This is a genomic window from Arthrobacter sp. SDR-2R (assembly GCF_057747955.1).
The window spans coordinates 1,146,477-1,168,461 of record NZ_CM173231.1 but is presented as its reverse complement, the minus strand read 5'-3'; the positions used below and the strand labels follow the sequence as shown (position 1 = coordinate 1,168,461).

Annotated in this window: 27 protein-coding genes; 17 read left to right on the top strand and 10 right to left on the bottom strand. The window is 65.4% G+C overall.

The genetic code is table 11. From position 1 onward, the window contains the following. Positions 1-273 precede the first annotated feature (273 nt). Both AC3ANU_RS05405 and AC3ANU_RS05400 read left to right on the top strand, forming a co-directional pair. Positions 274-1,017 (top strand): GAF and ANTAR domain-containing protein, encoded by a 744-nt coding sequence (locus tag AC3ANU_RS05405; protein WP_018770584.1) that lies wholly within the window; start codon positions 274-276, stop codon positions 1,015-1,017. 76 nt (positions 1,018-1,093) lie between these two features. Further along, on the top strand, positions 1,094-1,504 hold the full coding sequence (locus tag AC3ANU_RS05400) for a response regulator transcription factor (RefSeq protein WP_056391459.1): 411 nt from the start codon (positions 1,094-1,096) through the stop codon (positions 1,502-1,504). Positions 1,505-1,604: 100 nt separating this feature from the next. Here AC3ANU_RS05400 and AC3ANU_RS05395 read toward each other — a convergent pair whose 3' ends face one another. Next, positions 1,605-2,441, bottom strand: coding sequence for an alpha/beta fold hydrolase (locus tag AC3ANU_RS05395; RefSeq protein ID WP_488315602.1), 837 nt, complete (start codon positions 2,439-2,441; stop codon positions 1,605-1,607). A gap of 174 nt (positions 2,442-2,615) precedes the next feature. Here AC3ANU_RS05395 and AC3ANU_RS05390 point away from each other — a divergent pair, with 174 nt between their 5' ends. Beyond that, positions 2,616-3,023 carry an ArsR/SmtB family transcription factor gene (locus AC3ANU_RS05390; RefSeq protein ID WP_155845606.1) on the top strand — a complete coding sequence of 136 codons (408 nt, stop codon included), beginning with the start codon at positions 2,616-2,618 and terminating at the stop codon, positions 3,021-3,023. A 125-nt stretch (positions 3,024-3,148) separates the two neighbouring features. Further along, positions 3,149-4,060 (top strand): cation diffusion facilitator family transporter, encoded by a 912-nt coding sequence (locus AC3ANU_RS05385; protein ID WP_018770589.1) that lies wholly within the window; start codon positions 3,149-3,151, stop codon positions 4,058-4,060. A gap of 73 nt (positions 4,061-4,133) precedes the next feature. Here AC3ANU_RS05385 and AC3ANU_RS05380 read toward each other — a convergent pair whose 3' ends face one another. The 3 genes from AC3ANU_RS05380 to AC3ANU_RS05370 all read right to left on the bottom strand — a co-directional run bounded on the left by AC3ANU_RS05380 (position 4,134) and on the right by AC3ANU_RS05370 (position 7,614). Further along, entirely contained in the window at positions 4,134-5,318 is a 1,185-nt protein-coding gene (locus AC3ANU_RS05380) for a fatty acid desaturase family protein (protein WP_056391468.1), read from the bottom strand. A gap of 13 nt (positions 5,319-5,331) precedes the next feature. Then, positions 5,332-6,429, bottom strand: coding sequence for a ferredoxin reductase (locus AC3ANU_RS05375; protein WP_018770591.1), 1,098 nt, complete (start codon positions 6,427-6,429; stop codon positions 5,332-5,334). A 156-nt stretch (positions 6,430-6,585) separates the two neighbouring features. Continuing rightward, positions 6,586-7,614, bottom strand: a complete 1,029-nt coding sequence (locus tag AC3ANU_RS05370; protein ID WP_488315601.1) for an LLM class flavin-dependent oxidoreductase — start codon at positions 7,612-7,614, stop codon at positions 6,586-6,588. Positions 7,615-7,668: 54 nt separating this feature from the next. On the opposite strand from AC3ANU_RS05370, the gene AC3ANU_RS05365 reads away from it, so the two are divergent. Genes AC3ANU_RS05365 through AC3ANU_RS05355 form a run of 3 tightly spaced genes read left to right on the top strand, consistent with a single transcriptional unit; the run spans position 7,669 to position 8,773 of the window. Further along, positions 7,669-8,028 (top strand): YnfA family protein, encoded by a 360-nt coding sequence (locus tag AC3ANU_RS05365; protein ID WP_268001994.1) that lies wholly within the window; start codon positions 7,669-7,671, stop codon positions 8,026-8,028. A 9-nt stretch (positions 8,029-8,037) separates the two neighbouring features. Further along, positions 8,038-8,433: a YidH family protein gene (locus tag AC3ANU_RS05360; RefSeq protein ID WP_018770594.1), complete on the top strand. Its 396-nt coding sequence runs from the start codon at positions 8,038-8,040 to the stop codon at positions 8,431-8,433. A gap of 4 nt (positions 8,434-8,437) precedes the next feature. Then, on the top strand, positions 8,438-8,773 hold the full coding sequence (locus tag AC3ANU_RS05355; protein WP_144600246.1) for a DUF202 domain-containing protein: 336 nt from the start codon (positions 8,438-8,440) through the stop codon (positions 8,771-8,773). A gap of 14 nt (positions 8,774-8,787) precedes the next feature. On the opposite strand, the gene AC3ANU_RS05350 is transcribed toward AC3ANU_RS05355, so the two are convergent. Next, positions 8,788-9,186, bottom strand: coding sequence for a hypothetical protein (locus AC3ANU_RS05350; RefSeq protein WP_018770596.1), 399 nt, complete (start codon positions 9,184-9,186; stop codon positions 8,788-8,790). A gap of 85 nt (positions 9,187-9,271) precedes the next feature. On the opposite strand from AC3ANU_RS05350, the gene AC3ANU_RS05345 reads away from it, so the two are divergent. The 3 genes from AC3ANU_RS05345 to AC3ANU_RS05335 all read left to right on the top strand — a co-directional run bounded on the left by AC3ANU_RS05345 (position 9,272) and on the right by AC3ANU_RS05335 (position 11,944). Next, positions 9,272-9,508, top strand: a complete 237-nt coding sequence (locus tag AC3ANU_RS05345; RefSeq protein ID WP_026265973.1) for a DUF2630 family protein — start codon at positions 9,272-9,274, stop codon at positions 9,506-9,508. Further along, positions 9,508-10,302, top strand: a complete 795-nt coding sequence (locus AC3ANU_RS05340) for a carbon-nitrogen hydrolase family protein (protein WP_488315600.1) — start codon at positions 9,508-9,510, stop codon at positions 10,300-10,302. Before AC3ANU_RS05345 ends, AC3ANU_RS05340 begins: the two co-directional genes overlap by 1 nt. A 322-nt stretch (positions 10,303-10,624) precedes the next feature. After that, positions 10,625-11,944 (top strand): ammonium transporter, encoded by a 1,320-nt coding sequence (locus tag AC3ANU_RS05335; RefSeq protein ID WP_018770599.1) that lies wholly within the window; start codon positions 10,625-10,627, stop codon positions 11,942-11,944. 24 nt (positions 11,945-11,968) lie between these two features. Here the strand turns inward: AC3ANU_RS05335 and AC3ANU_RS05330 are convergent, their stop codons facing one another. Further along, a complete protein-coding gene (locus AC3ANU_RS05330) occupies positions 11,969-12,595 on the bottom strand; it encodes a PadR family transcriptional regulator (protein ID WP_018770600.1) in 627 nt (208 codons plus the stop codon). 178 nt (positions 12,596-12,773) lie between these two features. Between AC3ANU_RS05330 and AC3ANU_RS05325 the strand changes: the two genes are divergently transcribed. Continuing rightward, positions 12,774-14,945: a transglycosylase domain-containing protein gene (locus tag AC3ANU_RS05325; protein WP_223992688.1), complete on the top strand. Its 2,172-nt coding sequence runs from the start codon at positions 12,774-12,776 to the stop codon at positions 14,943-14,945. A gap of 133 nt (positions 14,946-15,078) precedes the next feature. On the opposite strand, the gene AC3ANU_RS05320 is transcribed toward AC3ANU_RS05325, so the two are convergent. From AC3ANU_RS05320 to AC3ANU_RS05310, 3 genes are all read right to left on the bottom strand, one after another. After that, positions 15,079-15,678, bottom strand: a complete 600-nt coding sequence (locus AC3ANU_RS05320; protein WP_488315944.1) for a DnaJ family domain-containing protein — start codon at positions 15,676-15,678, stop codon at positions 15,079-15,081. A 156-nt stretch (positions 15,679-15,834) separates the two neighbouring features. Next, positions 15,835-16,332 (bottom strand): SRPBCC family protein, encoded by a 498-nt coding sequence (locus AC3ANU_RS05315; RefSeq protein WP_018770603.1) that lies wholly within the window; start codon positions 16,330-16,332, stop codon positions 15,835-15,837. A 12-nt stretch (positions 16,333-16,344) separates the two neighbouring features. After that, entirely contained in the window at positions 16,345-16,677 is a 333-nt protein-coding gene (locus tag AC3ANU_RS05310) for an ArsR/SmtB family transcription factor (RefSeq protein WP_018770604.1), read from the bottom strand. Positions 16,678-16,759: 82 nt separating this feature from the next. Here AC3ANU_RS05310 and AC3ANU_RS05305 point away from each other — a divergent pair, with 82 nt between their 5' ends. Beyond that, positions 16,760-17,485 carry a Type 1 glutamine amidotransferase-like domain-containing protein gene (locus tag AC3ANU_RS05305; protein WP_488315599.1) on the top strand — a complete coding sequence of 242 codons (726 nt, stop codon included), beginning with the start codon at positions 16,760-16,762 and terminating at the stop codon, positions 17,483-17,485. Positions 17,486-17,516: 31 nt separating this feature from the next. On the opposite strand, the gene AC3ANU_RS05300 is transcribed toward AC3ANU_RS05305, so the two are convergent. Continuing rightward, positions 17,517-18,251, bottom strand: a complete 735-nt coding sequence (locus AC3ANU_RS05300; RefSeq protein WP_488315598.1) for a GAF and ANTAR domain-containing protein — start codon at positions 18,249-18,251, stop codon at positions 17,517-17,519. Positions 18,252-18,318: 67 nt separating this feature from the next. On the opposite strand from AC3ANU_RS05300, the gene AC3ANU_RS05295 reads away from it, so the two are divergent. The 5 genes from AC3ANU_RS05295 to AC3ANU_RS05275 all read left to right on the top strand — a co-directional run bounded on the left by AC3ANU_RS05295 (position 18,319) and on the right by AC3ANU_RS05275 (position 21,952). Further along, the gene (locus AC3ANU_RS05295) at positions 18,319-19,038 is read left to right on the top strand and encodes a GAF and ANTAR domain-containing protein (RefSeq protein ID WP_018770607.1); all 720 of its coding nucleotides are present in this window, start codon (positions 18,319-18,321) and stop codon (positions 19,036-19,038) included. A 9-nt stretch (positions 19,039-19,047) separates the two neighbouring features. Next, entirely contained in the window at positions 19,048-19,398 is a 351-nt protein-coding gene (locus AC3ANU_RS05290; protein WP_134165464.1) for a hypothetical protein, read from the top strand. Between the two features lie 100 nt (positions 19,399-19,498). Then, positions 19,499-20,230: a GAF and ANTAR domain-containing protein gene (locus tag AC3ANU_RS05285; protein ID WP_056391502.1), complete on the top strand. Its 732-nt coding sequence runs from the start codon at positions 19,499-19,501 to the stop codon at positions 20,228-20,230. A 318-nt stretch (positions 20,231-20,548) separates the two neighbouring features. Next, positions 20,549-20,743 (top strand): hypothetical protein, encoded by a 195-nt coding sequence (locus AC3ANU_RS05280; protein ID WP_018770610.1) that lies wholly within the window; start codon positions 20,549-20,551, stop codon positions 20,741-20,743. A 171-nt stretch (positions 20,744-20,914) separates the two neighbouring features. After that, positions 20,915-21,952 carry a nitronate monooxygenase gene (locus tag AC3ANU_RS05275; RefSeq protein WP_018770611.1) on the top strand — a complete coding sequence of 346 codons (1,038 nt, stop codon included), beginning with the start codon at positions 20,915-20,917 and terminating at the stop codon, positions 21,950-21,952. Positions 21,953-21,985: the final 33 nt, after the last annotated feature.

The window sequence follows — 21,985 nt, the reverse complement described above, 5'->3', positions numbered from 1 at the left end:
GCAGCCCCTGGTCCCGCGGCCAGCCCGCAGCAGCACCGGCGCCTGCTTCATTGTGCCGGTATGCCCGGCCCCGCGCCAGCCTTTGCCCGCTCCGGGGCAGCCATATATGACGCTTTGGGCGGCACGGGGATGTATATACTTCTGGTTATCGGTTTAGCAGCAGGCCGTTGGAAAGTTCGTCGATCCAGCGACCATCACCGGCTCCCCGCCCAGTTGCGGGGTGTTGGCGTGTTGCCGGCTCGTTTTGACCTGAGCGAATGGCACCAGAAAATCGTGGCCAGCGAGTCAACAGCAAAAACCGATACATCCATCACTGAGCACCTGCATGAACTTGTCCTCAACAGCTCCGACGTTGAGGACTTCCTTAATGAACTGGCACAGGTCTCCGCACGCAATCTCTCCGAGCCCGGCGACGAAATGCTGTGCGCCATCACCCTCCTCCGGCAACGCAAGGCCGCCACGGTCGCCAGCAGCAGCCCGGATGCAAAGTCCATCGGACGGCTTGAACACAGGTACAGCGACACCCCGGGCCTCACGGCTTCCACGGCCCAGGAGATCGTGCACGCTCCGGACCTCACCGCGGATGGCCGCTGGCCTGAGTACGCCGCCGCCGCGACTGCCGAGGGGATCCGCTCCGTGGCGGCAGTTCCGTTCCGGCTTGAGGGGGAAACCAAGGCATCGCTGCTGCTGTACTCCCGCCGCCCGCACCGGTTCGAGGGCCGCGTGCTGAAGTTTGCCGAGGATTTCGTCAGCCAGACCTCGCTGGCGCTCCGCCTTGCGGTGCGGTTCGCGCACTACAGCGAAACGGCCGCGAACCTTCGGGCCACCCTTGAGTCCCGCACGGTCATTGACATGGCTGTCGGCATCATCATGGCCCAGAACCGGTGCAGCCAGCAGGAAGCCTTCGACATCCTGAAGACCGCTTCCAGCACCCGGAACACCAAGTTGCATGATGTGGCCGCGGCGGTCGTCAACGCCCTGGGCCAGGGCCCGGCGCGCACGCATTACGACGGATAGCGGCCATCTTTTGCGTCGGTCATGCCGGCAGCGTTCCCGCAGGTAGACTGGTGCCAACTTTTCGCCGGGGGGCTTGATGGAACAGCAGCGTGTTTGCCTTGTCGTGGAGGATGACGACGATATCCGCGGACTGATCGAAGTGGTCCTGTCGCGCGCGGGCTTTGAGGTCAGGATGGTGGGCACGGGGGCCGAGGCCATTGCCGCCGCGGCTGATCCCGCCATCGCCCTGGTGACCCTGGACGTTGGGCTGCCGGATATGGACGGGTACGTGGTGGCCCGCGCCATCCGCGCCCTTACCAGCGCGCCCCTGCTGTTCCTCACGGCCCGTTCCGAGCAGGACGATGTGCTGGCCGGCATGGCATCGGGGGCCGCGGGGTACCTCACCAAGCCTTTCCGTCCGCAGGAGCTCCGGGATCTCGCCGTACAACTGGTGACACCGCCGCCGGTTTCCCAGGAGCCGCACATAACGGGCAAACCCGCCTGCTAAGTTCGCCTCCTGGACATGAGGCATGACACCTCAGCGGACCGCGGTGGTGAGCAAACGGCGACGGCGGCATACCGTCGTCGCCGTTTGTCCGTTTGACCCCCTACTGCGAAAGGAAGGCCAGCAGCGCTTCGTTGACCTCCGCGGCGTGCGTCCAGAGCAGGCCGTGCGGTGCACCCTCGATCTCCACGTACTCGGCACTCGGCAGGGCCTTGGCGAACAGCCGGCCGGTGGAATCGATGGGCAGGATGTTGTCAGCGGTGCCGTGCAGGATCAGCGCCGGAACATCGATCTTGGGGATGTCCTGGCGGAAATCCGTAAGCCAGGTGGGCTGCGCTGCGACAGAAGCATGCGCTCCGGCGCCGGCAGCCAGGTTCCAGCTGGCGTTGACGGCTTCCTGGCTGAGCCGCGGGGTGCCCAGGAAGGTGTCGGAGTTGTAGAAGTTCTTGAAGAATTCGGTGAAAAAGGCGTAGCGGTCGGCGGTGACCGCTTCCTTGAGGCCGTCGAACACGTCCTGCGGGACGCCGTCGGGGTTGTCATCGGTCTTGAGCAGGAAGGGCTCCAGGGACCCGAGGAACGCCGCGCGGGCCACGCGGGCCGAGCCGTACGTACCGAGGTAGCGGCCCACCTCTCCCGTGCCCATGGAGAAGCCCACCAGCACCACGTTGTTCAGGTCCAGGGTGTTGAGCAGGGTGTTGAGGTCCGCTGCGAAGGTGTCGTAGTCGTAGCCCTCGGTGGGCTTGCTGGATTTTCCGAAGCCCCGGCGGTCATAGGTGATGACACGGTACCCGGCATCCAGGAGGGCGGCGGTCTGCTTTTCCCAGGATGATCCGTCCAGCGGATAGCCATGGATCAGCACGACGGGCTGGCCGGAGCCGTGGTCCTCGTAGTAGAGCTCGATGTCAGTGCTGTTCTCGGTACCTACGGTAATGAAAGCCATGGAGGCAAGTTCCTTTCGAGACTGATCTGATCGGAGCAGCCCGGCGGAGCGCCGGGCCCTGCACCTCCTACTCTAGGGGGCGGCCCCCGCTCCAGCAGCCTCGATTCGTCGCGCCGTTCGCTGCCCGCGGCGGCCTGGATCCGCTGCAGTGAAATAGTGTGACACTATATGCGCATGAATGCAGATAGTAATGCTTGCCCACTGAAGGCGGACAGCCAGTACGTGGAATTGGCCGTGGAGGTCTTTGCCATGCTGGCGGACGCCACCAGGGTGCGGATCATTTTGGCCCTCCGTGACGGCGAGATGGCGGTGGGTGCCCTGGCGGACGTGGTGGGCAAGTCCCCCGCCGCCGTGTCCCAGCACCTGGCCAAGATGCGGCTGGCAAGAATGGTTTCCACGCGGCAGGACGGGACCCGGGTGCTCTACCGGCTGGAAAATGAACACGCGCGGCAGTTGGTGGCGGACGCCATCTTCCAGGCCGAGCATGCACTCGGCGGCGAACCTGCCCACCACCGCGCTCCCCACAAGCAGGTCCCCCACGACCAGGGCTTCGTCCACACCGGACAGGGGAACGCGTCGTGAGCGGCCCGCACCGCGGGTCAACGCACGGCCACGGCCACCCGCACGGGACGGACCACGGCGGCCACCAGCACGACCACGACCACGACCACGGGCATCATCACCACACCGGCTTCAAGGGCTGGCTGATGGAGCTCTTCGTTCCGCACACGCATGACGCCGCAGATTCCATTGACGATGCCATGGAGGCCAGCACCGAGGGCATCAGGGCGCTGAAGATCAGCATGTTCGTCCTGCTGGCCACGACGGCGCTGCAGTTCCTGGTGGTCCTGTTCAGCAGTTCGGTGGCCCTGCTCGCGGACACCATCCACAACTTCTCGGACGCCCTGACCGCGGTGCCCCTGTGGGTGGCCTTCATCCTGGGACGCAGGGCCGCCACCCGCCGCTACACGTATGGCTACGGCAGGGCTGAGGACCTGGCCGGACTGTTCATCGTGGCCGTGGTGGCCCTCTCTGCAGTGGTGGCCGGCTGGCAGTCCGTGGACCGGCTGATCCATCCCCAGCCGCTGCAAAACCTCGGCTGGGTCATCGCCGCCGGCCTGATCGGCTTCGCCGGGAATGAGGCCGTGGCAATCTACCGCATCCGGGTTGGCCGGAGGATCGGTTCCGCGGCGCTCGTGGCGGACGGTGTGCATGCCAGGACGGATGGCTTCACTTCGCTCGCGGTGGTAATCGGAGCGGTGGGGGTCATGCTGGGTTTCCCGCTGGCTGATCCGATCGTCGGGTTGATCATCTCCGCTGCCATCATGGTCCTGCTGTGGGGAACGGTCCGCAGCATTGGGCGCCGGCTCATGGATGGCATCGAGCCGGACCTGGTGTCGCGTGCCGAAGCCGCGCTGGAGGCTACGCCGGGCGTCCTGGCAGTCCGGCACCTGCAGCTGCGGTGGTCCGGGCACCGGTTGCAGGGCTCGGCACGGATTGACCTGGCGGACACGGAATTGTCCCGGGCGGAAGCGGTCCTTGAAAGCGCCGAACACCGACTGCGTCATGCACTGCCCAAGCTGGACCACGTGCTCCTGGTTCCAGGCACCCGGCGCTAAAGGCCGCCAACGCAGAAGTGACCCGGCCGGGCAGCGCCGGCCGGGTCACTTCCCGGGTTTTGCTTTGAGGCTTCTAGGCCCGCGCAGCCTTGCCGGGCAGGGCCAGCTTGAAGACCTTGGCCCAGGACGAACCCACCTGCTTCAGCAGCGGGCCGGTGGTGTACTTCAGGCCATAGCGCTGGCAGATCTCGCGGACCTTGGGCGCCACCTCGGCGTACCGGTTGGAGGGCAGGTCGGGGAAAAGGTGGTGCTCGATCTGGTGCGAGAGGTTGCCGGTCATGAGGTGCATGAACTTGGAGCCCGAGATGTTCGCCGAGCCGATCATCTGCCGCACGTACCAGTCACCGCGGGTTTCGCCGTCAACCATCTCTTCGGTGAAGGTGTCGGTTCCTTCCGGGAAGTGGCCGCAGAAGATAACCGCGTGGGCCCACACATTGCGGACAGCGTTGGCAGTGATCGTGCCGAACAGCGCCTGCTTGCCGGATCCGGTCAGCATGGCGACGGCAGGAGTGGCCGCGTAGTCCTTGGTGAACTGGGTAACGACTTTCTTGCCCAGCGCCTTGAGGTCCTTGAGCAGGGCTTCCTTGGACTTGGTGCCTTCCTTGTACTCGGTCAGCTCGAGGTCGTAGATGGCGATGCCCCACTCGAAAACCGGCGCCAGGATGGCATTGAACAGCGGGTTGGCCAGGTTGATGGGCTTCCACGGCTGGTTCTCGTCCATGCGCAGAAGGTTGTATCCGACGTCGTTGTCCTTGCCCACCACGTTGGTCCAGCGGTGGTGCAGGTCATTGTGGGTGTGCTGCCAGGACCGCGAGGGCGTGACGAAGTCCCATTCCCAGGTAGTGGAGTGGATGTCCGGGTCCCGCATCCAGTCCCACTGGCCGTGCAGGATGTTGTGGCCCAGCTCCATGTTTTCCAGGATCTTGGCCAGGCTCAGCAGGGTGGTGCCGGTAACCCAGGCGGCTTTGTTCTTACTGACCAGGAGGGCGGCGCGGCCGGAAATCTCCAGGCCGCGCTGGATCTTGATCATCCGGCGGATGTAGGCAGCATCCTCGGCCCCGCGCTTGGCCAGGACCTCGTCCCGGATGGCGTCCAGTTCGCGGCCGAGTTCAGCTACCTGCTCGTCGCTGAGGTGCGCGGCGGCCGGCGGGCGGACGGTGGGGCTGCCGGATTCGGCGAGTTTGCCCGGGCGCGTCCGTGAGGTGCCGGCGCTGGCTCCTCCGGCGGCCGTGGTCTTTGTAGGTGAGATGACAGTCATACGGTACTGCTCCTCAGAGTTCGAGGTTGACGGGTCCGGCGGCTGCCGAGACACACGTTTGGATAAGTTGGCCTGGTTCGCCATGGATTTCCCCGGTCCGCAGGTCGCGGACCTGGCCGGCCAGGAGCGGTGTGAGGCAGCTGTGGCAGATGCCCATCCGGCAGCCGCTGGGCATCAGCACCCCGGCGTCCTCGCCGATGTCCAGGATGGGGGTGTCGCCGTCGGCCTCCACCTCCCGGTCCGAGGCTTCGAAGGTGACCAAGCCGCCGTCGTGCCCTACACCGGCGTTGAAGGTGGTGTTGAAGCGCTCGATCATGAGGTTGCCGGCGTCTCCGGCAACGGCGACGTCGGTCCCCGGCGACCGGGTGGTCAGCGCAGCGCGCTTCCAGAGGGCCTCGGCGTCGTCCAGGAAGCTGTCCGGACCGCAGGCGTAGGCAGCCCGGTCCTTCCAGTCGGGGCAGATTTCGTCCAGCTCCTTGGTGCTGGAGAAGTCCATCCGCCCCTGTTCACCGGTGTACCAGTGGGCCAGGCGGAAGTTGGGGAACTGGTCCGCGAGTTCGGCCAGCTCTTCACGGAACAGGCTGTCGCCCGGGGTGCGTGCGGAGTGGACCAGCACGACGTCGGCGTCCGGACGCCGCGGCACAAGCGTACGGATCATGGACATCACCGGGGTGATGCCACTGCCCGCCGTAACCATCAGCAGGGGCCGGGGGTGCTCGGGAAGCACGAAGTCGCCCTGCGGCGGAGCCAGGAACAGGACATCGCCGGGCTTGGTGGTGCGCACCAGCGTGCCGGACACGGCGCCGACGTCCGTGACGGTGATGGCAGGATCCTTGCCTGCCGGAGCGCTGAGCGAATAGGAGCGCCAGTGCCGGACGCCGTCCAGTTCGACGCCGATGCGGGCCCACTGACCGGCAAGGTGCGCCTTCCAGCCGCGGCCGGGGCGGAAGAAGATGGTGGCCGACTGGGCCGTCTCCTGGACCACGCGGGTGACCACGCCGCGCAGTTGCCTGGCTGAGTAGACAGGGTTGAAAAGTGCCAGAATGTCTTCCGGCGCCAAAGGGGTGGTAAGCACTGAGGCCGCCTGGGCCAGCTGACGTAGCCGGATCATACGGTTAAGCCTAGAGCGGTGCGAGCCATATATCTCTCTCTCCGTCATATGACCGTTCCGCAGTCACACACTAGTTAAGGGCGCGAAGCCCCCACGCCGCACTATAAGAGTAACGGTTCGGTCTCACAAATTGTTCCCGCACCTGGTTTCCGCACCTTATTGGCGGCTCCAGCCCAGGGCCGGGGCGACGTGCCCGGCGATGTTTCCCAGCAACTTGGCGTTGAAGTCCACGCCCAATTGGTTGGGAACGGTCAGCAGCAGGGTGTCCGCTGCCCGCACTGCCGCATCGGCTGCGAGTTCTTCCGCCAGGAGGTCCGGCGCGCCCACGTAGCTCTTGCCGAACCTGGCAGTCAGTCCGTCGATAACGCCCACCTGGTCGCGGCCGTCACGAAGGGCGCTGCCGGCGAAGTAGTAGTTGTCTTCCTCATCCACGATGGGAAGGACGCTGCGGCTGACCGAAACACGCGGGGCATGGGTATGTCCTGCTGCCGCCCACGCGTCCCTGAACAGCTGGATCTGTTCGGCCTGGAGTTCATGGAAGGGGACACCGGTGTCCTCGGTGAGCAGTGTGGAGCTCATCAGGTTCATGCCCAGTTCCGCGGCCCAGACGGCGGTCTTCCTGCTGCCGGCGCCCCACCAGATCCGTTCCGCGAGGCCCTGGGACTGGGGCTGGACGGGGAGGAGGCCGGTGGCGCCGCCGGCGTACCTGGGGTCCGCCTCAGCCATGCCGGCACCCGTGATGGCCTTGCGGAAGACGGCGGTGTGGCGCCGGGCCATGTCGGCGTCGGTCTCCCCCGCCTGCGGCCGGTAGCCGAATGCCGACGCGCCTTCCCGGGCCGGCTCGGGTGACCCGCGGCTGATGCCCAACTGCAGCCTGCCACCGCTGATCAGGTCTGCCGCTGCAGCCTCCTCCGCCATGTACAGGGGATTTTCGTAGCGCATGTCGATGACGCCGGTGCCAATTTCGATCCGGCGGGTGCGGGCGGCGATGGCTGACAGGAGTGGGAAAGGTGATGCCTGCTGCCTGGCGAAGTGGTGGACCCGGAAGAATGCCCCGTCCACGCCGAGTTCTTCAGCGGCAACCGCCAGTTCGATCCCCTGGAGCAGGGCGTCCGCCGCCGTCCTGGTGCGCGAGCCCTGGCCGGGGCCCCAGTGGCCGAATGAAAGGAATCCTATGCGCTGCATACCTTGCCCAACTGTCCGGATACCGGTGGCATTCCCGGCTGGAATGATGGCTCCGTGGGCATTCCGGAGGAAACCGTCAGTATTTTCAAGGCCATTGTGTTGTTCGTGCTGGCCGCGGCAGCGGAGATCGGCGGCGCCTGGCTGGTGTGGCAGTCCGTCCGCGAAGGCAGGGACTGGTGGTGGGCCGGACTTGGCGTGGTCGCACTCGGCGCCTACGGCTTCGTGGCCACCCTGCAGCCGGACGCGCACTTCGGCCGGATCCTGGCGGCCTATGGCGGGGTGTTTGTGGCAGGTTCCCTGGCATGGGGCATGGTCTTTGACGGCTTCCGCCCCGACAGGTGGGATATCACAGGCTCCCTGGTTTGCCTGCTGGGTGTTGCCGTGATCATGTTTGCCCCGCGGAGCGGCGGCTAAACTGGCCCGGTGACCAACAGTGAGCAGCCGCCCGGCCCGCCCCCGCGCGGAAAAATGGCCGAACGGCTGCTCCCCGGCGGCGAGGAACCGGACCCCCGCTTCACGCTTGCCAACGAGCGCACCTTCCTCGCCTGGATCCGCACGTCGCTGGCGCTGCTGGCAGGCGGCATTGCCATTGAGGCGTTCACGTCCGGACTTTTTGTTGAGCCTGTCCGTAAAGGCCTTGCCGTCCTCCTGCTGCTGCTGGGCATGATGCTCAGCGGTGGCGCCGCGGTGCGGTGGCTTCGGGTGGAGCGGAGCATGCGCACCAGGGCCCCGCTGCCCCTGCCGTTTTTCGTGCCCCTGTTGGCCGGGGCAGGGGCGTTGGCTGCCGCCGTCGTCCTGGTCTTTATCCTCTGGCGCTGAGCCTGTGGCAGCCCATGCTCCCAGCCCCCACGGCGATCCCGGCCTCCAGCCCGAGCGGACCGCCCTGGCATGGGGCCGCACCATGCTGGCGTTGGTGACGGCGAGCGCCTTCTTCCTGCGCTGGCTACCCGTCTACGGGTTACCCATCCTGATGCTGCCGGCGATTTCCGGCGGCGCCGCCCTTGCCATCTACCTCACGCAGCGCCGCCGGTACCGGGCCAGGTCCCATGGTCTGGCAGGCGAAAGCATCGAAGCGGACCTGCCTGCCGTGCTCTGGACCGCTCTCGCCGGAGTGGTCCTTGGCGGACTTGGCATTGTTGTGGTCCTGATCAGTCCGTAGAACACAGCCAGTTCCTAGAACATCGGCAGGACGAAGCCGGCCAGGAGCGCTACCGAGCCGATCGCCGTCAGGCAGCGGCCCAGGACCGAGGCTGTCCTGCCGGCTTCCTCCGGCGCGGTGGTCTGCCACTGCGTTGGGCGCTTGGGGTGGTAGTAGATGGGGAGGGTGTCTCCCGCCGCCATGTCCCTGATGTCGTAGGGAGACATGGGGGCGTTGTGGACCTGGTGCTTCCGGTCGAACCAGCGGAACCCCACGCCGGTGGAATCGGAGTACACCACGGCCTCGGCCACGTCCCAGGGGTGCACGAAGCGGCGGAGGAAGCCGGTGTAGAAAAGCAGTCCCAGCCCGGCGGGCAGGCACAACCAGGTGAGCACTTCCAGGATGGGACCTGCCATATCGAGCGCAGTGGGCATGAAGTTGATGGTACCGCGCGGGGACTGGTGGCTTCAGCACCTGATCCGTACGCTGAAGGTGACCGGACCGGAGTTAGGGGAAGCCATGAATGATCAGGACATTTTGACGCACATCCAGGCCCTGGTGGAGGAGGAGCACTCGCTGCGCGAGGGATCGGGCAGCGGGCAGGCCCCGGACCCGGCGCGGTTGAAGTACGTGGAAGAAAGCCTGGACCAATGCTGGGACCTGCTGCGCCAGCGCCGGGCCAAGAAGGATTCCGGGGAGAACCCGAACGACGCCGAGGCCCGCCCCATCAGCGAGGTTGAGGGCTACCGGCAGTAATGCGTATTGCAGTAGCGCAGATCATCAGCGGTGCAGACACCGCCGCCAACCTTGAACTGATGTGGGACTACGCCGCGCAGGCCAGTAATGCGGACGCGCAGTTGGTTGTGTTTCCCGAAGCGACGATGCGCGCGTTCGGGCACTCCCTCAGGGACATTGCCGAGCCCCTCGACGGCCCGTGGGCCAGCGAGGTCCGCAAGATGGCCCGGGAGCTGGAGATCACGATTGTGGCCGGCATGTTCACGCCGGGGAAGGACGGCCGCGTCCGCAACACGCTGCTGGTCACCGGACCCGGTGTGGATGCTTCCTACGACAAGATCCACCTCTTCGATGCCTTTGGGTTCACGGAGTCCAAGACAGTGGACGCAGGGGAAGGGCCGGTTACGTTCGAACTCGACGGGACCGTCTTCGGCCTTGCCACCTGCTACGACGTGCGCTTTCCCGGCCTGTTCACGGCAAACGCGAACGCGGGGGCGCAGGTGAACATCGTGTGCGCTTCCTGGGGCGCCGGGGAGGGCAAGGCCGAGCAGTGGGACCTGCTGGTTCGCGCACGGGCGCTGGACAGCACCGCGTTCGTGATTGCCTGCGGCCAAGGGGATCCCGAAACCGTCGGCGCTGGTCCCGCCGGAACAGCACCCACGGGAATCGGCCACAGCGCGGTTGTGACCCCACTCGGCAAACCGCTGGTGACCCTTGGCGGAAAACCCGAACTCGCCGTCGTCGATATTGACCCCGCCACGGTGGCCGACGTACGGGCCAACCTGCCGGTCCTGGCCAACGCGCGCAGGTTCTGACCCTGTGAGCTGCCGTTCATAGCTCTGAAACAGAAGGCCAAGCAGGGTACGACGGCGTTTCTCACCTTAGGTGCGCTGCGTCGCCTGTGCCGGCGGGGAAGTATTTGGGATGGTGCCAGCGTGGGTGGCTCCGGCCAGAGAAGCCGTTTACATTCCTGAAACATACCGGATACGTGAACTTCACGCGGGAGCGATTTGTGTAACGTGCCTGCAACTTAAAGCGGCATTGACTGAAACACGCGACGCCAAAAATGGATCCCGGGGGAAATGCTGGGGCCAAAACGGGCCCCGGACCAAGATCACGTTGCGAAGGGACCCACCGGTGGAAATCACTGCCCAACACGTCTGGCTGATGATTTCGGCCGCGATGGTACTGCTGATGACCCCTGGGCTCGGTCTCTTCTACGGCGGCATGACCCGCGCCAAGGCCGCGCTGAACATGATCATGATGAGCTTCATCTCCGCCGGAATTGTGGGCGTGGTGTGGGTTCTCTGGGGTTACTCCATGACTACCGGAGACGGCATCCTGGGGCTCTTCGGCAATCCCTTCACGAGTTTCGGCCTGCAGAACCTGATGGGCTCGCCGGACCTCCTCAAGGCCGGTTACAGCGCCACCTTCGCCATCATCACCGTGGCCCTGATCAGCGGCGCCATCGCCGACCGCGCGAAGTTCAGCGCATGGGCACTGTTCGTTCCCGTGTGGATCACCCTGATCTACTGCCCTCTCGCTTACATGATCTGGGGTGGCGGGCTGATGAGTGCAGGCGGGGCCGTCACCGCAATCTTCGGCCAGGTCATCGATTTCGCCGGTGGCGCCGTGGTGGAAATCAGTTCAGGAACTGCCGCGCTGGTGCTGGCCATCATCGTGGGCCAGCGCCACGGCTTCGCGAAGGACCCCAATCACCGCCCCCACAACCTGCCCTTCATCATGCTGGGCGCGGCCATCCTGTGGTTCGGCTGGTTTGGCTTCAATGGCGGCGCCGCAACCAGCGCTGAACAGGCCGGCCTCATCTGGATCAACACGCTGGTGGCCCCCGCCGCGGCCATGCTCACCTGGCTCATCACCGAAAAGATCCGCCACGGGCACCCCACCTCCCTGGGCGCCGCCTCCGGCGTTGTGGCCGGCCTTGTGGCCATCACCCCTTCCTGCGCCAACGTCAGCCCGGTGGCAGCCATCGGCCTGGGCCTGGTGGCGGGAGCGGCATGCTGCGTATTCGTGGACCTCAAGTACCGGTTCGGCCTTGATGACTCCCTGGACGTGGTGGGCGTCCACCTGGGGGCCGGCCTCATTGGCACCCTGTCCCTGGGATTCATCGCCCTCCCCGTGAACGGCCAGGGCGGCGGCCTCTTCTACGGCGGCGGTGTCCAGCAGCTCATCGCCCAGACAGCCGCCGTCGTCATCACCCTGCTGCTGTCCGGACTTGGAACGGCGGTCATTGCGCGGGTCATCAACAAGGCGGTGGGCTTCCGCGTCAGCCACGAGGCCGAGACCGCCGGCGTGGACCTGTCCGAGCACGCCGAGACCGCCTACGCGTTCGGCGAGATCGGAGCAGGCTTCAACCCCCTGCGCCAGGCAGCTGCGCACATCCCAACCGCTGCTGCTCCCGCGGAGCGGCACGCCCGGGAAGACTCCTTCGCGTAGCTTCCACAGCCGCGGCCTAAGGATCTAGTCCGCAAGGATTTTGTAGAGCGCCCGGCGGGTTTCGTCCATCTTCTCGATCGCAGCAGCACGCTGTTCCTGGGTCACGCCGGTGCGGAACTGATGGATGGCGCCCAGGAGCTTGCCGATGCTTTGGTGGAAGTCCCTGTCGGCGCTGTCCGGTTCGGCGTTCCAGGCGTTCTCCATCTCCTCGGCATGCTCTGCCACATAGGCCCTGCCTGCGTCCGTGAGTGCGAACTCGGTCCCGCGGCCTTCACTGAGCGCCTCGATCAGGCCCTCATCCACCAACTGCTGGAGCGTGGGGTAAATGGATCCCGGGCTTGGCCGCCACATTCCGCCGGTCTTTGCGGCGATGGTCTTGATCAGTCCGTAACCATTGGATGGTGCCTCCGCAAGGAGCGAGAGGATGGCTGCACGGACATCGCCCCGGCTGGCCCGCCGGCCGCCCCGCCCGAAACCCGGGCCAAAGCCCGGCCCGAATCCGGGTCCGAAACCAGGTCCAAAACCAGGTCCGAAACCGGGACCAAAGCCCGGACCCCGGTGCCCGTGCGGTCCCCTGTGGCCCCTCCCCCGTTCGAAGCGGCCCTTGCCGAATTCCGGGCCGGGATTCCTGTCATCAAATATGCCTTTCATGGTGGCATGGTCCTTTCGTTTTCAGAAGCTCGCTGTTTTGTTCAGCGATAGTTAACGATATGTCGGTAACTATCGCTTGGTCAATGGTTTGGTGTGACCAAATCCTGACCTTCCGCCACTGTTTCGGCCCTTGGCAGGGGCGTATCCTGTTCCCACCTCACAGGACGAGGGCTGAGGAATGGTGAAGAAGCGGAAGCGCAGGGGCGGTTTTGGCGCGGCCCTGGGACGGGTCCTGGGGTTCCTTGCAGCGAGCGTCATGTGCGGCGTGCTGGCAGCCAGCTTGGTGGTTCCGGCTGTGGCAGCCGCCGGGATGGGCGTCAGTTCCTCCATTGGCTTCTTCGAAAGCCTGCCGGCGGAATTGACGGTGCAGCCGCCGTCGCAGGCTACGAAGGTCCTGACCGCCGATGGGCAACCGATCGCCACGTTTTACGCGGAGAACCGTGTGCGGGTACCGCTGGACCAGATGTCGCCCTTCATCAAGACCGGCATTGTCGCCATCGAGGACAGCAGGTTTTACGACCATGCGGGTGTTGACCCGCAGGGGATCCTGCGGGCGATGGTGTCCAACCTGACCAAGGGCGGCGAGCAGGGCGCCTCGACCATCACCCAGCAGTACGTCACCAACGTCCTGAACGAGGCACAGCTCTCACAGGACAGGCCGGACGCGGTGGTGCTGAACGGGCAGAAGACCCTTGGCGACAAACTGCGGGAAATGAAGCTCGCCATCACGCTGGAGAAGAAGTACACCAAGGACCAGATCCTTGAGGGTTACCTCAACATCGTGTTCTTCAGCAGCAACGCCTACGGAATTGAAGCCGCGGCACGCTACTTCTTCAGCACCAGCGCGAAAGACCTCACCCTTCCCCAGGCAGCCTTGCTGGCCGGGCTGGTCAACAGCCCAACCCTGTACAACCCGGCCACCAACCCGGACAAGTCCATTGTGCGCCGCAACCAGGTCCTGTCCGAGATGCTGCGCCTGCGCAAGATCACCCAGGCCCAGCATGACGAGGCCGTGGCCGCTCCGATTGAATTGAAGATCACGCCCCAGCAGCAGGGTTGCGCCAATGCGGCCATCGCGCCGTACTTCTGCGATTACATCTCGCACCTGATCCTCAACAATCCTGCCTACGGCCCGACGGAACCTGAGCGGGAACGAAGGCTGTACCGGGGTGGGCTCACTATCGTCACCACCCTGGACAGCAGGCTTCAGGCCGCCGCACAGGCCCAGGTTGACGGAACCGCAGGCGCAAATCCTGACCGGTGGGCAGCTTCGCTGCTAACCATCCAGCCCGGCAGCGGCAAGATCCTGGCGATGGCCCAAAACACGGTGTTCCTTCCGCAACCCGGCAAGTTCGACACCAACCTCAACTTCAACGTGGATGCCAAGGACGCCCAGGGCAACGACCTGAACGGCGCCGGAGGTTTCCAGCCCGGGTCCACCATGAAGCCCTTCACCTTTGCGGAGTGGCTGAACGAGGGAAAGTCGATCACCGCCGAAGTGGACGCCTCACGCCGCGTCTATCCCCTGGGGTTCCCGTGGAAGGACAGCTGCGGAAAGGTGCTGGGAGCCTACAGCACCGCGCAGGCAAACCCCGCCCTTGGTGCTGCCGACGACCTGCAGAATGCCGAGGACGGCTTCTACCGGCCGATGCCCGTCAACTACGGCCTGTACAACTCGATCAATACCGCCACCTTCGCCGCGGCGGCACAGCTGGACTTCTGCGGCATCCAGAAAATGGTGGATGCCGTCGGGCTGCACAGTGGCCTCGACAGCACCCCGGTCAACATGCACCAGCTGGGCAACCTGCTGGGCGGAACCGGCGTTGCCCCCCTTACCCTTGCCAATGCCTTTGCCACTTTCGCCACGGACGGCCGCTTCTGCGCACCCATTGGACTGGTTGATGTCACGGATGCAGCCGGGGCGAAGCTGCCCGCCCAGGCCCCGGACTGCCACGATGCCGTCAAACCGGACGTAGCCCGCGGCGTCAACTCGGTACTGCAGGATGTCCTGAAGAAGGGCTCCGGTGTCTGGATCAACCCGAAGGTCCATGACAAGGTCCCCACCGCAGCCAAGACCGGGACCTCGAACAACAACGGTTCCACCTGGGTGGTGGGATACACCACCGGCATGGTCACCGCTTCCTTCTTCGGGGATGCCCTGGAAGGCCAAAAGCGGCCAGGACAAAACGTGACCATCAACGGCACCTTCTACCCCCGGCTGGACGGATACATGATCGCCGGTCCACAGTGGGCCAACTACATGCTCAAGGTGGCGCCGCTTTATCCCGCAACCCCGTTCGCGCCGCCTCCCGCTTCGATGATTGGTCCCAGCCCTACCCCGAAGCCGTAGGCCCTGGCTTCAGCGGAGCGGCAGACCTCAGGGTCCGACAGCGACAGCCACCCAAAAGCCCTATGTGGAAAACCAGCTGACCGCCGTTAACTGTCCCCCCATCTGCCAGTCGGCTCCATGAGCAGTGGAACCCTTATTCCTGGCCCGTCCCCTTCCATAACCGCTTCCACCAGGAACGCTGGGGCTCCGGTTCGGCGGGAACTTCCACACTCCGCGCCGCACGCCGGCTGCGCCAGCGCTCCACTTCCTCCTCCACGTCACGGGTCTTGGTGACCACCGGCGGCCCGCCCTGCAGCTGGCGGCGGGCATCGATCACGCGCCGGTTGAAATCCTGAAGGAGGTCCCGGACCTGCTGCTCGGTGTACTGGGTATCCAGCTTGGCTTCGAGCTCAGCGTCCTCGCCGCGGAGCAGGATGGCAGCCGGGCCCAGGCCGCTGATATGTTCCCGCTGGATCAGCCCCTTGACCCACCAGTCGGGGTCGTACGAGTCCCCCAGGCCGGGGATCGGTTTGCCCGCGTACTTGAGGTTGTCGAACTTGCCCTGTGCCATGGCATCCCGGACCAGGTACTCGGCGCGGGCGGCATCACTGACTTTCCTCCGCTTCTCACGCTCCCTCTCGTCGAGGGCGTCCAGCGCGGCTTCCTCCTCGGCACTGATGCCGGCGCCGCGGTATGAACGGAGCTCCACTGCCCTCTCCAGGCGCTTCCGGAAATCCCCTGTCCCGCCGCTCATTGCTGCCACCGCCTTCCCTCGGCCTGAACCACCTTCAAGTATTTCAACGGGCGGCTTCCTTGTTCAACGGCAAAGGTGGGCGGACGACGGCGGGACGTCCCGCCGTCGTCCGCCCACCAGATGCTGTGGCGGGAGTTCGTCGTGGCAACCGTGCAGTCAGGCGTTGGCGTGCTCGGCGAGGATGCCGTCGATCTGGCCCACGGCTCCCTTCAGGCCCTCCTCCATGCCCATGGCCACCATCTGCTCCAACTGCTCCTCGGATTCAAAGGACGATTGGATGGTCATGCGGGTACGCTCCCCCAGCGGCTCCAACGTGACCGTGGCGTGGGTGACGCCCAGGTCGCCGGTGGGATTGCCGTCGTCGTCCGCGAACCCGTCGTCGAACTGCAGCGTCCGCGGGGCATCAATCGCTGTGAATTCCCACCAGCCGTGGGCCTTCTCCCCCTCCGGGCCGGTCATGTAGTAGTTGGCACGGCCGCCGGGGACGAATTCCAGTTTGTGGAATGTGGCCGGCCAAGTGGGTGGGCCCCACCAGCGCTCCAGCTGGCGGGGGTCCTCCCACAGCTGCCACACACGATCGACGCCGGCGTCGAACTCTGCGACCAGGGTGAGGGTCAGCGCCTCCGGGTTCTTGTCCATAGTGATGACTGCCATGGCAATGCCTTCCTAACCTTCAGCGAGAATGTCTGCCATCCTGGCGGCGCGCTGCCGCCAGATTTGTTCATATTCGTCGAGCAGCTGCCGGGCTTTCCGCAGTCCTTCATGATTGCCCCGCACGATCTGCTCCCTTCCGCGTTTTTCCTTGGTGACCAGGGATGCCCGCGCCAACACCGCCACATGCTTCTGGACGGCCGCAAAACTCATGGCATAAAGCGCTGCCAGGCCGGAAACGGAGTACTCGCCGACAGTCACCCGGCGGACGATGTCCCGCCTGGTGGAATCGGCGAACGCCTGGAAGAGGCGGTCCAGTTCAGTCTCAGTCAGCGTATCTACAACCATTTGGTTGTAGATTAGCCCTCAGTTGGACGTGCGTCAATGGTCCTGCCGTGGGCACCCCGGCCGTGCCGGTATCTTGAAGGCCATGAGCATCTTCCTCGCCGGGGCGGGCCCGGATCCGCTGGCATTCCAGGAGGTCTTCGACCGGTTCGCACTCGACGTCCGGGAACATGCCGGCCGCCGGACTCCCCGCATCGCCGTAGCCGTGCACCAACGCGGCGGCAACCTGCAGGAACTCGTGGCCGCCTGCGCCGAATCCCTCCAGGCCAGGATCGAGTGCGAAATTGCTGCCGTACCGCTTCCAGACGGCAAGCCTGCCGACCCCGGCGCTTTCGCGAAAGTCGATGCGGTGGTGGTGGGCGGCGGTCTCACACCGGCCTATTGGGAGGCCCTGCACCCCGCGGCCGCAACGATACGGCGCCTGGTTGCCGACGGCGCACCCTATCTGGGGTTTTCCGCCGGCGCCGTGGTGGCACCCCGGCGGGCGTTGGTTGGCGGATACAAGGTCAACGGAGTGGAAGTTTGCGGCGAAGAGTGCTCGGAGGGCCTGGACTCAGTGGATATCCGCGAGGGTCTGGGGCTGGCCGGGTTTTCCGTGGATGTCCATGCCGCCCAGGCCGGGACCCTGAGCCGTGCCGTGGGCGCCGTGGCAGCTGGCCTGGTGGAAAGGACGGTGGCCATTGACGAGCGCACAGCCGTGGTTTTAGCGGCCTTGGGCGACGGGGACTACGACGTCATCGGCAGCGGCCACTGCTGGGACGTTCACCGAAGCGGAGGGACCGCCATCGTATCCTTGAGAGCTGCACCCTGACCGGGCCGGGATCAGGTTGGCAACCTGCCGGCTACGAGTCGAAGTGCGTGCGGACGCTGGTGCCGGACAACTGCTCAATCAGTTCCTTGGCAACATCCCGGAGCTTACGGTTGCGGTTGCTTGAGACCTTGGTGAGGATCTCCATCGCCTCTTCCTGCGAGCATCGGTTCTGCGCCATGATCACGCCGCAGGCCAGATTGATGGCGGTCCTGCTCTCAAGGGCGGCTTCCAGGTCGTCGGCCCGGTTTTCGCTCGTGTTGATGCGCACGGAGAGCTGCATGGTGTTGTGGGCGGCACCAGCGAAACCAACTGCCTTATCGTATACATCAGCGGTGAACGCGTGGGGTTTGGCGGCGAAAAAGTTCAACGCCGCCCTTGCATCACCGGTTATCACCAACGGCACGCCAAGGCTGCTGCGCACGCTGTGTTCGGCCAGCTTCTTGTTGAAGTCCGGCCATCTCGGGTCTTCTGCGACGTCGTCAATCATGATCGGAGTCATCTCCCGGAGGGCACGGACGCAAGGCCCGTCGCCCAACACCTGCTCTATGTGGTCGAGCTCCAGCGCACGGTCGCTGCTGCCGGCTGCAGTGGCAGGACGCCGCCGGACTTTGAGGGTGACAGCACATTCGATCGTGTCGTTCGCAGCTTCGGAGACCGCTGCGGCAGCCATGCCCGACAGCCCGGACAGGAAATCCACAATGCCCTCCGCGCCCACCAGGATTTCCTGCAGCTGACGGACCGACTCGTTATCTGCTGATGTCGACATGCTGCAATCCTACTGTTGCAGCCAAGCGGCGCGTGGAGACGCCAAGTGGTTAACCTATGCTGGAGAGATGCCCCAGCACCTGCCCATTGACGAGCTCAGCATTGTGATTGCTCGGATTCAGGGATTGTTGCTGACAGAGGAAAAGGTGGGCACCGCGGTCAGCCTCCTGGCGCGGGCCGCCAAGGAGTCAGTCCCGGGCACCATCGGTGCTGGCGTGTCCCTGCTTGACTCCCGGGGCCGGCGGACCAGCAGCGGCTACACCGACGGGGTGGTGGAACAGGCTGACGCCGAACAGTACCGCCATGGCGAAGGTCCCTGCCTGACAGCCTGGGCGGCAGAGATTCCCGTCCTGGTCCAGGACCTCCACGACGACATGCGGTGGCCGCTATGGCGGGACTCGGTGCGGGGACTACCCATCCGGTCAGTGGTGAGTGCACCGTTGATGGCCGGCAAGGAAGCGATCGGCGCCCTCAAACTGTATGCCGCCACACCGTCCGGCTACGACGAAACCAGCGTGCGGCTGATTCAACTGTTCGCCGGGCCGGCCGCGACCCTTCTGTCGCACGTCCAAGGAAGCGAAGCTCCGCGCAAAATGACGGAAGGGCTGCAGACTTCGCTCCACAGCAGGGATGTCATCAACCGCGCCTGCGGTGTGGTGATGGAACGCCTGGGCACGACGCACAAGGCGGCGCTGCAACAGCTGATGAACCAGGCGCGGAACGAGCGCACCACCCTGCTGAACATCAGCGAATCCATTCTGGCCGGGACGCCGGCGTCCGGGATTTAGGCAGCGCGGATGGGTTTCGATCCACACGAACCGGAACAAAGGCGCCGGCTCCGTGCAGCCCTCAGGGCAGCGGATATCTCCGTGTCGGAGCTGTGGTTGAAGTACTTTGGCATGTCCGGAGACGCAGGCGAATATGAGGTGGAGGCCTACCTGCAGGGCCTTCTCTCGCTGCCGCCGATCCAGCGCGACCTGCTGGCGCTTGCGGCGAACGAGTTGATTGACGAGCGGCCGCGGCCGCGTGCGCCCTACTCCAATGACTTCACATCCAGGCCGGAGGCCGCGGAAGAGGATGCGGATGGGGATGCGGAAGGGGATGACGACGGCGGCAGCGAACCAGGCGCCGCCGCGCCAAGCTCCTGAAGCAGCATCAGTGAGACGGGCATCAAACCCTGTTCGGAATCCCCTTTACAGGCGTAGTGTCGAATAAAGGATCACTGGCGCAACTAGGGATTGAGGCCTTATGGCCAACAACGATGCAGTCACCACCGCAGACCAGTATCAGGATTTATTGCTCAACACCCCGGAATTTTCGCAGTTCCTCCTGGGCCTTGCGACCATATCCGCGTCGCAGCTGGGGGGAGACGGGACGCCGGTGGCATGTACGGTCACCGTGGAGCGCGACGGCGCCCTGTCCACGTTTGCCTACAGCAGCGAAGAGGGCCGCCGGCTGGACGAGACCCAGTACGCCTTTGGCATAGGCCCATGCCTCGCCGCGCTCAGGGAGCAGCGCAGCGTATTGATCGACGACCTGCAGCTTGACCAGAGGTGGGCACCGTACACCTATGCCGTTGCAAAGCTGGGTGTGCGCTCGGTTTTGGCGGTACCCATCCGCACGGAGCCCCTTTCCCAAGCGGCCCTCAATTGCTACGCGCATGCTGTCCATGCCTTCGACCCCGAGACCGTCAAGCTGGTGGAGGACCAGGCGGCGTCGATGTCCCGCATCCTTCGGCTCGCACTGCGGCTCCACGCCCCTGAGGTCTTTTCCGAGGACCTGCGGGCCGCACTGAAGTCGCGCGCGGTGGTTGACGCGGCCATTGCGCTGGTTATGCTCCAGGCCCGCGGCGGCCGGGACGGCGCACTGGACCTCCTCCAGGCCGCTGCCGCATCCGGCAACCGCCGGATCCAGGAGATTGCGCAGGAGATCGTGGCGAGGGGCAGCCTTAATGCCGATCCGGGTGGGGGTAAAAGATGAATGTCGAATGGACCGGGGGCCGGACCAGCTGATCGAAGCCGACGAGCAAAGGCGTGGAGCAGCACTGCGCTTCCGTAACGCCGGAGTGGACTGTGCGCCCGCTCACAAGTGATGAGAATCACTCGCAATAATAGGGCATTTTGGTTGAGCAGGCACTTTCGTCATGGGCACTATGGAAGGGCAGGGCAGGACACATCGGCCCTCGACATCCTGGTGACGCAATGAGGCCCACCGGTGAGCACCGGCCACCGATCCTCTGAGCGCGGACAGGCCAATTGACCGGACGCAGCGCCGGCTTGATACAGGAAAGTCTGAACAATGACGTTTAATACTGCCGAATCCGTGACCCTGAAGATCTGGGACCGTACCTCACTCCACGAGACCCTCGATTCCGCGGTCAGCGACCTGTCGTCGCGCCACAACACCACCACCTGCCGCATCGCTGTCACGTGCAGCGGGCCCAACACCTTCACCCTGAGTGTGCGCGGCGACGAGGCGGCACTGGCCCTCTAGGCACTCCCACCACCAAGGGGCGCGGACGACGCCGGGGAACCACCCGCCGTCGTCCGCGCTTTTTTTGCTGCCCCGCGGGGACGGGGGCCCTGACCGCACAACCTGGCGCAGCCCGCCGCCGCGGAACGGCGTAGCATTCGTGAGGTACGCGCAGCAGGACGGGGAGGAAACATGGATACCCAGCAAAAGCCCGGCCGGTTCAACCTCGGGTCCCTGGCAGTGCCGATCATCCAGGCACCGATGGCAGGCGGGCCCTCCACACCTCAGCTCGCGGCGGCTGCCACTGCCGCCGGCGGCCTCGGCTTCCTCGCGGCCGGATACAAGACCGCCGCGGCGATGCGCTCCGAGATTGAGACGGTGCGCTCACTCACCAGCCGGGCGTTCGGGGTCAACCTGTTCGTTCCCCAGCCGTCGGTCATCAGCCCGGCGTCCCTTCAGCAGTACGCGGCGTCCCTGGCCCCTGACGCCGAGCGCTTCGGTGTCAGCCTGGGCGAGCCACGGCATGACCATGACGACTGGGACAAAAAGCTCGAGGTCCTGCTGGAGCTCGCGCCGGCCGTTGTGTCCTTCACCTTCGACGTTCCCGCTACCGGCGTGGTCCAGGCCCTCCAAAAGCAGGGTGTGTATGTGGTCGCCACGGTGACGGACCGCGGCGAAGCGCTTCAGGCGCTTGAGGCAGGCGCCGACGCCCTGTGCGTCCAGGGCCCGGAAGCCGGCGGCCACCGCGGGACGTTCAAGGCGGATGTTCCGCCTCCCGAGGTGCCCCTGCATGGCATCCTCGAAGAGCTCTCCGACCTTGAGGTGCCGCTCATCGCGGCCGGCGGGATTGCCACGCCCGATGACACGCGGGCTGCCCTCGCCGTGGGTGCCGCGGCGGTCCAGGCCGGAACCGCCTTCCTCCGCGCGGATGAAGCGGGAACCAAGGCGGCGCACCGGGCCGCGTTGTCGTCATCGGAGCGGTTCACCACCACCGCCGTCACCCGCGCCTTCTCGGGCCGCAACGCCCGCGGCCTCTACAACGAATTCATGCGCCGCCACGACCCCGATGCCCCCTACGGCTACCCGGAGATCCACCACCTGACCACTCCCCTGCGGGCAGCGGCTGCAGCCGCCGGCGAGCCGGACTGGCTGAACCTGTGGGCCGGCATCAACTACCGGCATGCCGTGGACGGCCCCGCGGCGGCGATCCTCAAGAGCCTCGCCCCGTAGCGGGTTGATGCTTCTGCCACGGCTGCTGCTTCT